The 14,347-nt window shown below is 33.7% G+C and carries 12 protein-coding genes; 5 read left to right on the plus strand and 7 right to left on the minus strand.

All coding sequences use genetic code 11. From position 1 onward, the window contains the following. Positions 1–114: 114 nt before the first annotated feature. From groL to miaB, 7 genes are all read right to left on the minus strand, one after another. Positions 115–1,746 (minus strand): chaperonin GroEL, encoded by a 1,632-nt coding sequence (gene groL, locus DFQ06_RS15730; protein WP_133968771.1) that lies wholly within the window; start codon positions 1,744–1,746, stop codon positions 115–117. A 107-nt stretch (positions 1,747–1,853) separates the two neighbouring features. Then, a complete protein-coding gene (locus DFQ06_RS15735; protein ID WP_042498021.1) occupies positions 1,854–2,129 on the minus strand; it encodes a co-chaperone GroES in 276 nt (91 codons plus the stop codon). Positions 2,130–2,280: 151 nt separating this feature from the next. Further along, positions 2,281–2,631: a preprotein translocase subunit SecG gene (gene secG / locus DFQ06_RS15740; protein ID WP_042498023.1), complete on the minus strand. Its 351-nt coding sequence runs from the start codon at positions 2,629–2,631 to the stop codon at positions 2,281–2,283. After that, positions 2,631–3,578 carry a hypothetical protein gene (locus DFQ06_RS15745; protein WP_074938603.1) on the minus strand — a complete coding sequence of 316 codons (948 nt, stop codon included), beginning with the start codon at positions 3,576–3,578 and terminating at the stop codon, positions 2,631–2,633. The genes secG and DFQ06_RS15745 overlap by 1 nt, the downstream gene beginning before the upstream one ends. A 55-nt stretch (positions 3,579–3,633) precedes the next feature. Next, positions 3,634–4,140 carry an LptE family protein gene (locus DFQ06_RS15750; protein WP_042498026.1) on the minus strand — a complete coding sequence of 169 codons (507 nt, stop codon included), beginning with the start codon at positions 4,138–4,140 and terminating at the stop codon, positions 3,634–3,636. Positions 4,141–4,199: 59 nt separating this feature from the next. After that, positions 4,200–5,468, minus strand: coding sequence for a sigma 54-interacting transcriptional regulator (locus tag DFQ06_RS15755; protein WP_042498031.1), 1,269 nt, complete (start codon positions 5,466–5,468; stop codon positions 4,200–4,202). Positions 5,469–5,531: 63 nt separating this feature from the next. Beyond that, a complete protein-coding gene (miaB, locus tag DFQ06_RS15760; protein ID WP_133968773.1) occupies positions 5,532–6,980 on the minus strand; it encodes a tRNA (N6-isopentenyl adenosine(37)-C2)-methylthiotransferase MiaB in 1,449 nt (482 codons plus the stop codon). Between the two features lie 290 nt (positions 6,981–7,270). Here miaB and DFQ06_RS15765 point away from each other — a divergent pair, with 290 nt between their 5' ends. The 5 genes from DFQ06_RS15765 (at position 7,271) to porL (ending at position 14,338) form a co-directional block, all read left to right on the plus strand. Then, entirely contained in the window at positions 7,271–8,056 is a 786-nt protein-coding gene (locus DFQ06_RS15765) for a hypothetical protein (protein ID WP_042506433.1), read from the plus strand. 202 nt (positions 8,057–8,258) lie between these two features. Next, positions 8,259–10,793, plus strand: a complete 2,535-nt coding sequence (gene topA, locus DFQ06_RS15770; RefSeq protein ID WP_042506432.1) for a type I DNA topoisomerase — start codon at positions 8,259–8,261, stop codon at positions 10,791–10,793. A 125-nt stretch (positions 10,794–10,918) separates the two neighbouring features. Then, a complete protein-coding gene (locus DFQ06_RS15775) occupies positions 10,919–12,085 on the plus strand; it encodes a formimidoylglutamase (RefSeq protein ID WP_133968775.1) in 1,167 nt (388 codons plus the stop codon). Between the two features lie 161 nt (positions 12,086–12,246). Continuing rightward, positions 12,247–13,608 carry a T9SS ring complex lipoprotein PorK/GldK gene (gene porK / locus DFQ06_RS15780; RefSeq protein ID WP_042506458.1) on the plus strand — a complete coding sequence of 454 codons (1,362 nt, stop codon included), beginning with the start codon at positions 12,247–12,249 and terminating at the stop codon, positions 13,606–13,608. Between the two features lie 88 nt (positions 13,609–13,696). Beyond that, on the plus strand, positions 13,697–14,338 hold the full coding sequence (porL, locus tag DFQ06_RS15785) for a type IX secretion system motor protein PorL/GldL (RefSeq protein WP_042498037.1): 642 nt from the start codon (positions 13,697–13,699) through the stop codon (positions 14,336–14,338). Positions 14,339–14,347: the final 9 nt, after the last annotated feature.

A 14,347-nucleotide genomic window follows, 5' to 3' on the forward strand; every position in this document is an offset into this window, starting at 1 on the left:
TTAATAGTATCTATAAAGAACGCTTTGTTTTATAGAGATATAAATAGATTAAATAAAAAAAGGGGTTTTCTAAAATTTTAGAAAACCCCTTTTTAATACTATATAGTGATGTTATTACATCATGCCTGGCATACCGCCACCACCCATTGGAGGCATTGCAGCTGCATCTTCTTTAATGTCAATTAAAGCACATTCTGTAGTTAAAATCATTCCAGAAACAGATGCAGCATTTTCTAATGCTACACGTGTTACTTTTTTAGGATCGATAATACCTGCTTTAAGCATATCAACATATTGATCTGTTTTGGCATCGAAACCAAAATCTTTTTTACCTTCTAAAACTTTAGCGATAACAACACTACCTTCACCACCTGCATTTTCAACAATAGTACGTAAAGGCGCTTCAATAGCACGAGCTACAATTTGCACACCAGTTGTTTCATCTAAGTTTTCTGTTGTAAGCTTCTCTAAAACAGATTTAGCTCTTACTAATGCAACACCACCACCAGCAACAATACCTTCTTCTACGGCTGCTCTAGTTGCGTGTAATGCATCATCAACACGGTCTTTTTTCTCTTTCATTTCAACTTCACTTGCAGCACCAACATAAAGAACAGCAACACCACCAGCTAATTTAGCTAAACGTTCTTGCAGTTTTTCTTTATCGTAATCTGAAGTTGTAGTTTCAATTTGAGATTTAATTTGGTTTACTCTATTTTTAATAGATTCAGCATCACCAGAACCATTTACAATAGTTGTGTTGTCTTTATCAATTGTTACTGTTTCAGCAGTACCAAGCATTGTTAAATCTGCATTTTCTAAAGTGAAACCTCTTTCTTCAGAAATTACAGTTCCACCAGTTAAGATAGCGATATCTTCTAACATAGCTTTACGGCGGTCACCAAAACCAGGCGCTTTAACAGCAGCTATTTTTAATCCACCACGTAATTTGTTTACAACTAAAGTCGCCAACGCTTGTCCGTCAACATCTTCAGCAATAATTAATAATGGACGACCAGATTGAGCAACAGGCTCTAAAATTGGAAGAATTTCTTGTAAGTTAGAAATCTTTTTGTCAAATAATAAAATGTATGGATTTTCTAAATCAGCAATCATTTTATCAGCATCAGTTACAAAGTAAGGAGAAAGGTAACCTCTATCAAACTGCATACCTTCAACAACGTCAACATAAGTTTCCATGCCTTTAGCTTCTTCAACAGTAATAACACCTTCTTTACCAACTTTACCAAAAGCCGTAGCGATTAATTCGCCAATAGTATCATCGTTATTTGCAGAAATAGCAGCAACTTGTTTAATCATTTCTGATGAGTTACCTACTTTTTTAGCTTGTTTTTCAAGGTCTACAACAATAGCATCAACAGCTTTGTCAATACCACGTTTTAAATCCATTGGGTTAGCACCTGCAGCTACGTTTTTTAAGCCTTCTTTTACGATAGCTTGAGCCAATACAGTTGCAGTTGTAGTACCATCACCAGCTAAATCGTTAGTTTTAGAAGCAACTTCTTTAACCATTTGCGCACCCATATTTTCTAGTGCGTTTTCTAATTCAATTTCTTTAGCTACAGATACACCATCTTTAGTTACTTGTGGTGCTCCAAAACTTTTACTAATAATTACGTTACGTCCTTTTGGGCCTAACGTTACTTTTACTGCGTTTGCTAATGCATCAACACCACGTTTTAATCCGTCGCGTGCTTCAATATCAAATTTTATATCTTTTGCCATAATATGTTTAATTTTTTTATTCTCACTAAGGAGAAAATCTATTTAATGAAAATCTAGTTTAAATTGATGAGGTTTCCGCTTTCGCGGAAAATAAAAAAAAGTACTTGTTAAATAATTGCAAGAATATCGCTCTCACGCATAATTAAATAATCTGTACCTTCTAATTTTAATTCTGTGCCAGCATATTTACCATATAAAACAGTGTCACCAACTTTTACAGTAATAGGCTCATCTTTGGTACCTTTTCCTGCGGCAACAACAGTTCCTTTTTGTGGTTTTTCTTTGGCGTTATCTGGAATAATAATTCCTGATGCTGTTTTAGTTTCAGCGGCAGCAGGCTCAATAAGAACGCGGTCTGCTAATGGTTTAATGTTTAAGCTCATTTTTATATTATTTTTAATTAATTAAATTATGATTAACGCTTTAATAGTACGCTAAAAATATGCCAAGAGCAATAGACTGACAAACTTGCAGAAATAAAAAATGCCAACTGTATAAGTTGGCATTTTTAAATCTAATATGTTTTTGAGAATCTTAGTTCACACTATCTTTTATTGTAGCAGCGTCGGTTGCTGTATTAGCAGGAGTTTGTAAAGGCTGAGTGCTTGGTGCATCAGTATCTAAAGCTTTAGATTCTAAAGTAGAATCTCCTCTGTTAATAGCAATGTTTGAAGCTAAAATTAATATTAGCAAAAATGTAGCTAAGTACCATGTGCTCTTGTCTAAAAAATCGGTTGTCTTTTTTACACCGCCTAATTGCTGTGTGCCACCACCTCCAAATGAAGAAGATAATCCACCACCCTTAGGGTTTTGCACCATAATTACTACAATTAGTAAAAATGCTACCACAACTATTAATGCTAAAAATATTGTAAACGTACTCATTATTTCTTGTTATTTTGTTCTTGTAATTGTTTTACTGCCTCAATTTGGTTTGCAAAGAAACCACTTTTTTCTGGATATTTCAAACTTAAAATTTTATAAGATTGAATGGCCTTCGAATAATTTTTTTGTTCTACATAAATACGTGCTAAAGTCTCTGTCATCAAGGCTTCCGGTTGTATCATTTGTGCTTTTGCTAAATTTCCTTTTAGCGAAAGTGGCTTTGTAGGGTTTATTTTTGGGTTTTTAATGATGAATTTATCAATTAAATCGAATTTTTTCTCCTTTTTTAATGCTTTTTCCGATTTCTTTTTAGTCGGTTTTTTTAAAACTTCAGGTTCGCGCTCAATAGGCTTAAATTGTGTAAGTTTTAACCATTGGTTGAAGGAATGCGATTCTTTTTTATCAAAAGGAAGTGGTGTCCCTAAATTTAATATAGCCTCTGGAGTATTTTTTTCGGGTTGATCAACTTCTTCGGTTGAAGTTTCAATATGCTCAGAAGGAGTTTCGTTAAGAGTAATTTCTTTTTTCGGACGAAATTCTTTAGGTTCAAATAACGATGGGTCTAAAACGCCTGTAGTATCTTGTATTTGTTGTTTTAAAGTATCATCAATAGTTACTTTTTTGTAAACTGTGATATCTTCAACATCAATTTCTATATCATTTATAGGTGAAATGTTTTTTTTGATGTATTGTGAAATTTCATTCTGAATAAAATGTTCTGAAGTAATAAAATCGAATAAAATACTACGGTCTGTGGTGTAGGCAGCTGTAGTTTTTAAGGCTTGATTATAATCTAAACTACTTTGATCTTTTAATCCTTTTAAATGAATAGCGCGTGCCGATTGAAAATAAGGATATTGATCTAAAATAGATTTTATAGCCTCGGTTTGTTCATGCGTTATAGCATGCGGGTTTTGTAGTAGATATGTGAAATCGGTTCGATTCATTGGCTAAGCCAAATTTTAATATTAATCTAAAAATGATTATTAACGCTTGGTTTTATTACCACTTCGCTAACGTAGCATTGAAAATATCTTGAGTTAAACGCTCAAAAATTTCTTCGTGTGCTGTTGTTTTTGTGGTTCCAATAAGTTGTGCTGTTCCATCGTAATCATAGAAAAAAGAGAAACTTTGTTCTAAATCGTCCTCTTCTTTTTTTCTGTTGAAAAACCTAAGCTTAACACTTATTGTTAATCTGTTTTGAGCTGCAACATTTTCTGATGTAGCTGTTGTTGGTGAAACACGGTATCCTGTAATTTCGCCTTCGTAAACTAAATCACCATTAGATGGTACAAGACTTAAGTTGGTTTGATTCTGAATTAAATCTTCTAAAGCTAATTTAAAATCTCGCTCTAAACCTGGCTCTACTAAAAGAGCATTGTTTTCAAATCGATTTACTTGGTAAGTTTTTATATCAGAAGAAATAGATGTCCCTGTAAAAGAGTAAATACCACAACTTGTAAGGGTTGCGATGGTTAATATTGCAATAATGTATTTTGCGTGCTTCATTTTGTTTTCTTAAATACGTGTCTGTTTTATAGAGACTTGTGTATTAGGTTAACGTGTTTTTATAGATCGTATTGTTTAATTTTACGGTATAATGTACGTTCGCTAATGCCAAGTTCTGCGGCTGCTAATTTACGTTTTCCGCTGTGACGTTCTAATGATTTTTTAATTAATTCTAATTCTTTATCATGAATAGATAAGGTCTCTTCCTCTTCAATTTCTTCTGCAAAATGATACTTATCTTGTGTGCTTATAGGCTCTTCAATTTTTGAAGTATGTTCTGGAATAGAGAGTAACTCGGTATTGGTTACGCTTTCTTCAAAATCATGAATATCGTCATCATCGTCACCGTAAATTTTCTGAATTAAGCTTTCGTTTTTCTTCTCAACATCTTTGGTGTTCCCGTTTTTCATGAGTTCCATGGTGAGTTTCTTTAAATCGCTCAAGTCACTTTTCATATCAAAAAGAACTTTGTATAGAATTTCTCGTTCGCTACTAAAATCACTTTTAGATTTCGATGTTTTAATTACTGCTGGTAAATTGGTTGCTGATGCAGGTAAATAACCGTTTAAAGTTTCTGCGCTAATAGTACGGTTTTGTTCTAAAACAGACACTTGTTCTGCAATGTTACGTAACTGCCTAATATTACCATTCCATCGGTGTTTTGTAAGAACTTGCACTGCCGAATCTGTGAGCTTTACAGTCGGCATTTTGTATTTTAAAGCAAAATCGCTGGCAAATTTTCTGAATAATAAATGAATATCGTCTTGGCGTTCGCGAAGTGGAGGTAAATTAATATCCACAGTACTTAAACGATAGTATAAATCTTCTCTAAATTTTTCTTTTTCAATAGCTTCAAACATGTTAACGTTTGTTGCCGCGACAATACGCACATTGGTTTTTTGAACTTTACTGGAGCCTACTTTTAAAAATTCACCATTTTCTAAAACACGTAAAAGTCTAACTTGAGTTGTAAGTGGTAACTCGCCAACTTCATCTAAAAAAATGGTTCCGCCATCGGCAACTTCAAAGTAGCCTTCACGGGTTTGTGTTGCTCCTGTAAAAGCACCTTTTTCGTGTCCGAATAGCTCCGAGTCTATTGTGCCTTCTGGTATGGCACCACAGTTTACGGCAATATATTTATTGTGTTTTCTATGTGATAATTGATGTATTATTTTAGGAATACTTTCTTTTCCAACACCACTTTCTCCGGTTACTAAAACCGAAATATCGGTAGGAGCAACCTGAATGGCTTTTTCTATAGCACGGTTTAGTGTTGGTGTATTGCCAATAATACCAAATCGTTGTTTAATTGCTTGGATTGATTCCATAATGCTTAATTAAAAATTAAAAGTGAATAATGATAAATGCTTGGTTTTAATTTCAAATAAATATTAATTATTCATTGATAATGCTATGCCTACTCCAATTAACGTGGCGCTTGTGCAGTTGTTAACTTTAACTTTTACAAAATCACCAATTTTAAAATCTCCTTTAGGGAATACACACACAATGTTTTGTGAGGTACGACCCGACCATTGTTCGGTAGATTTTTTTGATTCTTTTTCGATTAAAACCTCTACTTCTGTATCTAAGAATTCTTTAGTTCTAAATTCGCTATGTTGGCGTTGTAAATCTACAATATCTTGTAAACGACGTTTTTTAACAGGTTCTGGCACATCGTCTTCCATATTTCTTCCGGCCATGGTGCCAGGGCGTTCAGAATATGTAAACATGTATCCAAAATTATATTTTACGTATTCCATTAAAGAAACTGTGTCTTGAAAATCTTCTTCAGTTTCTGTAGGAAAACCAACAATCATATCGTGGCTAATGGTGCATTTTGGAATAATACGACGGATGTTGTCAATTAATTCAAAATACTCTTCGCGTGTGTGTAAACGATTCATTTCCTTTAAAATACGGTTACTTCCGCTTTGCACAGGTAAATGGATATGATTACAAATATTATTGAACTTAGCCATGGTTTCAACCACATCTAAAGTTAAATCTTGCGGGTTGGATGTAGAAAAACGAATACGCATTTTTGGTTGTTCTTTAGCGCAAAGCTCTAGTAATTTAGCAAAATCTACAGCGGTAGCTTTTTCCATATCTGTAGCTTTTACAAAGTCTTTTTTAAGTCCACCACCATACCAAAGGTAACTGTCTACGTTTTGGCCAAGTAAAGTGATTTCTTTAAAACCACGACTCCATAAATCGTTTATTTCTTCTAAAATACTTTGTGGATCACGACTACGTTCACGGCCTCTTGTAAAAGGCACCACGCAAAACGTACACATGTTATCGCAACCACGAGTTATAGAAACAAAAGCGGTAACTCCATTAGAATTTAAACGCACTGGAGAAATATCTCCATAAGTTTCTTCTTTAGAAAGAATAACGTTTATAGCGTCTCTACCTTCATCAACTTCAGCTAAAAGGTTTGGTAAATCTTTGTATGCATCAGGACCAACAACCAAATCTACAATTTTTTCTTCTTCAAGAAATTTTGTTTTTAAGCGTTCGGCCATACAGCCTAAAACACCAACTTTCATTTTTGGATTTAGGTCGCGCTTTACGGCGTTATATTTTTCTAATCGTTTACGTACGGTTTGCTCGGCTTTATCACGAATAGAGCAGGTGTTTACTAAAACTAAATCGGCTTCTTCTAAGTTTTGTGTGGTATTAAAACCCTGATCCTTCATGATAGAAGCAACAATTTCACTATCGCTAAAATTCATTGAGCAGCCGTAGCTTTCAATAAAAAGTTTGCGTGTATTGCCTTCTTTTTGTTCAAGAGTTAAAGATTGGCCTTGTTTATTTTCGTCTATAATTTTTTCCATAGTTTGCTAGAAACTGGTATTGTTCAATAAGTATGCAAAGATACAATTAATTTGTGTTTTGTGACAAAGTGGCAGTTTTATTTTTTGAGTCTATTTATAGGTTTTATGGTGTTCTATTTAGTTAAAAGAATGTTTTATAAATCAGGTTTTTAGTGCTGTTAGAAGTGGTTTGCGCATCCTTGGATTTATAATTTAGGGGTTACGATTTGGGTTTATTTAACAAAATTTTTTGTTTTAAGAAATTAAATTACTTTTACGTCTTTAAATAACTTAACCCCTAACTTTAAAATATGAACACAATTACTAGTCTATTAGAAAAAATTAATAATGCAAAGCAACTCGATTTTGGCTCTATTTTTAGTGAAGCCATTGAGTTATATAAAAAGACTTGGGTGCAAGGTTTCTTGCTTCAAATTTTTACTATGGTTGTTATGTTACCTCTTATTATAGTGTTGTACGTGCCTTTAATTGGTTTAATGGTTGCGCAACAGGAAAGCGGATATAACGATCAAGAAGCATTAAGTACATTTTTGGGCGGTATGTCTGTGTTGTATATTCTGTTTGTAGTTATAGGGATATTTGTTCTTGGTACTATTTCATTAACGTTACAAGCTTCTTTTTTCAGAATAATTAAAAGAATGGATTATAATGAAGTAGTTAATACAACCGATTTTTTTCATTTTGTAAAAGGTAAATATTTAAGCAAAGCCTTTGTGTTAATGCTTGTTTCTATAGGTATTGTTATTCCATCGGCATTGTTATGTTACTTGCCATTAATATACACTATGGTTCCGGTTTCTTATTTTATGCTGGTTTTTGCCTTTAATCCAGAGTTTGGTACTGGCGATGTTGTAAAAGCTAGTTTTAAACTAGGAACAAAAAAATGGGGTATTACTATAGCTTTATTTCTTGTTAGTTACCTTTGTGTATTTGTAATATCTATGATTACGTGTGGATTAGGATCTTTGTTTTTGCAAGCCTTTTTATGGCACCCTGCGTATTTAATTTATAAAAAAGTAGTAGGGTTTAATGAAACCACAGATGCTATAGAAGAAATTGGTACGGCTGTAGAATAGAAAAATAAGAGACCTATATAAAGGTGTTTTGAAATAAGAGCTTTTCAAAATATATTGAAAGGTTATTTTAGTGATAAAAAAATAAAACCCTGCTTTTTACTATTAAAAGCAGGGTTTTTTATGTAAAAATTATACAGATAGTACGTAAAATTAGGCAGATAAACTTTTTTTGATATACATTTGTAGGATCAAAAAATGATTTATGGCGAAGAATTTAGTAATAGTAGAGTCACCTGCAAAAGCAAAAACCATTGAAAAATTTCTAGGAAAAGATTTTAAAGTAGAATCTAGTTTCGGACATATTTCCGATTTACCATCCAAGGAATTAGGGGTTGATGTTGAGGGTGATTTTAATCCCAAATACGAAGTATCCACAGATAAGAAAGCAGTTGTAAAAAAACTGAAAGACTTAGCTAAGAAAGCCGAAATGGTTTGGCTAGCAAGTGATGAGGATCGCGAGGGAGAGGCTATTGCATGGCACTTAGCCGAAACATTGAAATTAGATAAAGAGAAAACCAAACGTATTGTTTTTCACGAAATTACAAAATCTGCTATTTTAAAAGCGATTGAGAATCCACGTGGAATAGATTACGATTTAGTCGATGCGCAACAAGCACGACGTGTATTAGATAGAATTGTTGGTTACGAGCTGTCTCCAGTATTATGGAGAAAGGTAAAAGGTGGTTTGTCTGCCGGCCGTGTACAATCTGTTTCAGTTCGATTAATTGTTGAAAAGGAAAGAGATATACAAGGTTTTAGTCCTGTAGCATCATATAGAATAGATGCAGAGTTTTCTAATGAAGATGGGCAAAGCTTTAAAGCAAAACTTCCGAAGAACTTTTCAACTAAAGAAGAAGCGCAAAAGTTTTTAGAGAAAAATGCTCAGGCCGATTTTAAAGTAGCCGATTTACAACAGAAACCAGCTAAGAAATCTCCAGCAGCACCGTTTACAACATCGACGTTGCAACAGGAAGCTTCTAGAAAATTATATTTCTCGGTAAGTAAAACTATGACGATGGCGCAACGCCTCTACGAAGCCGGTTTAATTACTTATATGAGAACGGATAGTGTTAATCTTTCCGATGAAGCTAAAAAAGGAGCAGAGGCAGAAATTAGGAATGCTTACGGTGATAAATACAGTAAGTCTAGAAATTATAAAGGAAAAGCGAAAGGGGCTCAAGAAGCTCACGAAGCGATTCGTCCAACCAATTTCGCTGTACATTCAGTAGATATTGATTATGATCAAGCCCGTTTATACGATTTAATTTGGAAGCGTTCTATTGCATCACAAATGAGTGAAGCAGAATTAGAGCGTACCAATGTAAAAATTAGTGCATCAACACATAAAGAAACTTTTACAGCAAACGGAGAGGTTATTACTTTTGATGGTTTCTTAAAAGTATATTTAGAAGGTACTGATGATGAGGATTTAGATGAACAAGATGGTATGTTACCAGCTATGAAAACTAATGAAACATTACTTAATAGTTATATTACAGCAACCGAGCGTTATACGCGTCCGCCAGCTAGATATACTGAGGCATCTTTAGTTAAAAAGTTAGAAGAATTAGGTATTGGCCGTCCGTCTACATATGCGCCAACAATTTCAACAATTCAGAACAGGAATTATGTTGAAAAAGGTACTATAGATGGTGAGGAAAGAAATTATTCTCAATTAAAACTTCAAGATGGTACGGTAAACGATGTGACTTTATCAGAGAAAGTGGGGTCAGATAAAGGGAAGTTAGTTCCAACAGATATTGGAATGATTGTAACGGACTTTTTAGTGAATCACTTTGAGTCTATATTAGATTACAGTTTTACAGCAAAAGTAGAAGCCGATTTTGATGAAATTGCTGAAGGTAAAGAAGATTGGAAGAAAATGATGCGATCATTTTACGATAATTTTCACCCGATAGTAGAAGATGTAAAGGAAAATGCCGATAGGGAATCTGGTGAACGTATTTTAGGTGAAGATCCTAAAACAGGCAAACGTGTAAGTGTGCGTTTAGGGAAGTTCGGGCCAATGGTTCAAATAGGAACGGTTGATGATGAAGAGAAACCTCAGTTTGCAAGTTTAAGTCCAGATCAACAATTAAATTCTATTACCTTCGAAGAGGCGATGGATTTATTTCAACTTCCTAAAAATTTAGGGAATTTTGAAGATGAGGAGGTTGTTGTTAATAACGGACGTTTTGGACCTTATGTAAAGTTTGGTGATGCTTATGTATCGCTTCCAAAAGGAACAGACCCATTAAGTGTAGAGCTCGATGATGCTATTGTTTTAATTAAAGAAAAACAAAAAGCCGATGCGCCAATTTATATGTATAAAGATTTACCTGTACAAAAGGGTAAAGGACGTTTTGGACCATATATAAAATGGAACAATTTGTTTATTAATGTGAATAAAAAATACGATTGGGATAATTTAACCGATGATGAAATTGTAGAACTTATTGAAGTTAAGATTCAGAAAGAAATCGACAAGGTTATTCATAATTGGGAAGAAGAAGGTATTCGTGTAGAAAAAGCACGTTGGGGCCGTCACAATGTTATAAAAGGTAAAATTAAAGTAGAGTTAGCTAAAACGGTTGATGTTACAGAGATGACCTTGGAAGAAGCTGCAAAATTAATTGAAGCTAAAACCCCGAAGAAAAAAGCAAGAAAAAAAGCAGCGCCTAAAAAAGCCGCAGCGAAAAAAACGACAACTAAAAAAACAACAGCGAAAAAGAAATAATTTTATAAAAAAAAAGAAAATTTTAATACGTTTATTTGTGATATAAATTTTTACATTTATAGTGTTAGTTTTCTTTTTTTATTGATATTTGTGTAACGCAAAACAGCATAATTTAGTACACTTTAATGGATTTTAACTTTCTGTCTCCTGTTTCAGATTTTGTATTGGCTCATAATGAGTTGCTTTCAGCTCAGGCTTTAGGTCGAAAAATAAAAATTCACTCAGCGCAGCAGGGCATTCCAGATTTAGATGGTGTTCAAATTGCTATAGTTGGTGTTTTAGAAAATAGAAATGATATTAATTATATAGGTGAAGAGTTTTGCTTAGATGAGATTCGAAAAGGATTTTATAGCCTCTTCCCTGGTAGCTGGAGTATTAGTGTTGCCGATTTAGGTGATATTGAAAAAGGCGAAAGTGTAGATGATACGTATTTTGCTTTAAAAGAAGTTGTAAATACTCTAATTAAGCAAAATGTAATTCCCGTGATTTTGGGTGGATCGCAAGATCTTACTTATGCAAACTATCGTGCTTATGATAGTTTTGCGCCCATGGTGAATATAGTAAATGTTGATAGCAAATTCGATTTAGGCGATTCAACTAAACCTATTAAGAACAATAGTTTTGTAGGTAAAATTATTTTAGATCAACCCTATAACCTTTTTAATTACGCTACAGTAGGCTATCAAACATATTTTAATTCGCAAGAAGAAATAGATTTGATGGATAGTTTGTATTTTGAGTCTTATAGACTTGGGCAAGTATCTCATGATATTACAATAGTAGAACCTGTATTAAGAGATGCTAATATTGTAAGTATTGATTTGGGGGCGGTAAAAAGCTCTGAAGTAAGTTTAAATCAAAAAGTATCTCCCAACGGTCTAAACGGTAAAGAAATTTGCGCCATAGCTAGATATGCAGGTATAAGTAATAAGGTGTCGTCTTTTGGTATTTACGAATACAAACCTTCTAGTGATGATGAAATAACATCTATGTTAGTATCACAAATGCTGTGGTATTTTATAGAAGGTGTAAATTATAGAATTAAAGATGATGATTTTTCAGATGAATATACTTACCAAAAATTCATTACTTTGGTAGAATCGGAAGAATTAGTTTTTTATAAGAGTAATAAGACAGGAAGATGGTGGATTGAAATACCTTTTTTGTCAGAAGTTAATAATAAATTAAAAAGGCATACGTTATTACCTTGCATGCACCAAGATTACAAAGATGCATGCAATAATAAAGTGCCAGAGCGCTGGTACAAAGCCATTAGGAAAAATAGCGTTTAACAAGGTGAAAAGGTTAAAATGCGCATTTAATCGTTTAAATGTTAATTTTTTACGACGAAATGTAATTTTTTTAGGTAAAAAGTTGTTTTTTAAAAAATATATAAATATGTTTACGCTCTCAAGTTAGAGCTTAAATAATTAACCGCGAGTTTTCTATGATTATGAAGAAGTTTATATTATTAACCACAGTAGTAGCATTACTAGCAAGTTGCGGGTCAAATGACCGAGGAGAACTAGTTGGTGTGCAAGGAAAAAAATGGCATCCAGAGAAGCCTTATGGTATGGAGCTAATTCCTGGTGGCGCATTTATAATGGGTAAAGCTGATGATGATTTAGCTGGTGTGCAAGATGCGCCTGCAAAAACCGTTACAGTACGCTCATTTTACATGGATGCAACTGAAATAACAAATAGTGAGTATCGCCAATTTGTTAATTGGGTAAGAGATTCTATAGTTAGAATGAAACTTGCTGTATTAGCTGATGAAATTGGAAAAGTTCCAGAAGATGGAGGTATTGGTGAATACGCATTTAAAGATGCAGATACAGCCAACATGTCTGTTTACGAAAAATACATGTTCGAGAACTATACCGGATTAGGACCAACAGGTTACGAAGGTAGAAAGTTGAACAAAGATGTTGATCTAGTATTTGATACAGCTGAATACCCAGATGAGTGGTATGCAGAGGTTATGGATACTATGTATTTACCTTTAGAGGCATCATACAATGGTCAACGTACTTGGGATGTTAAGAAATTCAAATTCCAATATAGCTATATGGACATTCAAGAAGCTGCTAATAACAGAGGTATTGAACGTAAAGATGCTATTAAAAAGGAAGAATTAGAAATATATCCAGATACAACAGTTTGGATTAGAGATTTCGCATATTCTTACAATGAACCAATGCATAACGATTATTTCTGGCATGATGCTTATGGAGAATATCCTGTAGTAGGAGTGACTTGGAAACAAGCTAAAGCATTTTGTGAGTGGAGAACTTTGCAGAAAAACTCTTACCAAAAATCTAAAAAAGGTGCGGCAATGGTAAATACATTTAGATTGCCATCTGAAGCAGAGTGGGAGTATGCCGCTCGTGGAGGTTTGCAAGCAGCAACTTACCCTTGGGGTGGGCCTTACACAAAAAGTGATAGAGGTTGTTTTATGGCAAACTTTAAACCTGTACGTGGAGATTATGCTGCCGATCAAGCTTTATACACAGTAGAAGCAAAATCTTATGAGCCTAACGATTACAATTTGTATAACATGTCTGGAAATGTTTCAGAATGGGTAAATGCATCTTACGATCCTTCATCTTATGAGTATACATCAAGTATTAACCCAAGTGTAAACGATAGAGATAACAAACGTAAAATTGTTCGTGGTGGTTCTTGGAAAGATGTAGCATACTTTTTACAAGTAAGTTCAAGAGATTACGAATATGCAGATTCTGCAAGAAGTTATATTGGCTTTAGAACCGTTCAAGATTATATGGGGACACAGGTAACAAAAAACGGTAACTAAGCTAATTGTATTAAAACAAATCAAATCATTATAAATTTTTATTAATTAACCTACTTAAGTATTCGTACTTAAATTAAAATCAGAAATTATGGCAAAGTCAAAAGGAAGTAAAAAAATCATGAATATGATGTATGGATTAGGAGCAGCAGTTGTTATCCTTGGAGCATTATTCAAAATCACACACATGGAGTTTGGACCATTAAACGGTAACACACTCTTAACAATTGGTTTAGTAACAGAAGCGCTTATTTTCGCGGTATCTGCATTTGAACCTGTTGATGATGAATTAGATTGGTCATTAGTATACCCAGAATTAGCTGGTGGTATGGGAACCAAAAAAGAAGTAGCTCAAAATGATGATGCTCAAGGGATGTTATCTAAAAAATTAGATAATTTATTAAAAGAAGCTAAAATTGACGGTGAGTTAATTGCAAGCTTAGGAGATAGCATTAAAAACTTTGAAGGTGCAGCAAAAAACATGGGATCTACTGTAGATTCAATGGAAGCAACTAAAAAATATGGTGCAGAGTTATCTTTAGCAGCAGCTCAAATGGAATCATTAAACGGTTTATACAAAGTACAATTAGAAAGTGCTAGTAAACAAGCAAGTATTAATGAAGAATCTGTTGAAAATGCAGCGAAATTAAAAGAACAAATGCAATCTTTAGCTTCAAACTTATCATCATTAAATGGTGTTTACGGAGGTATGTTATCTGCAATGAATAAATAATTAATTAGG

Origin of the sequence: Algibacter lectus, assembly GCF_004368925.1 — a bacterium.
Lineage (GTDB): Bacteria > Bacteroidota > Bacteroidia > Flavobacteriales > Flavobacteriaceae > Algibacter > Algibacter lectus.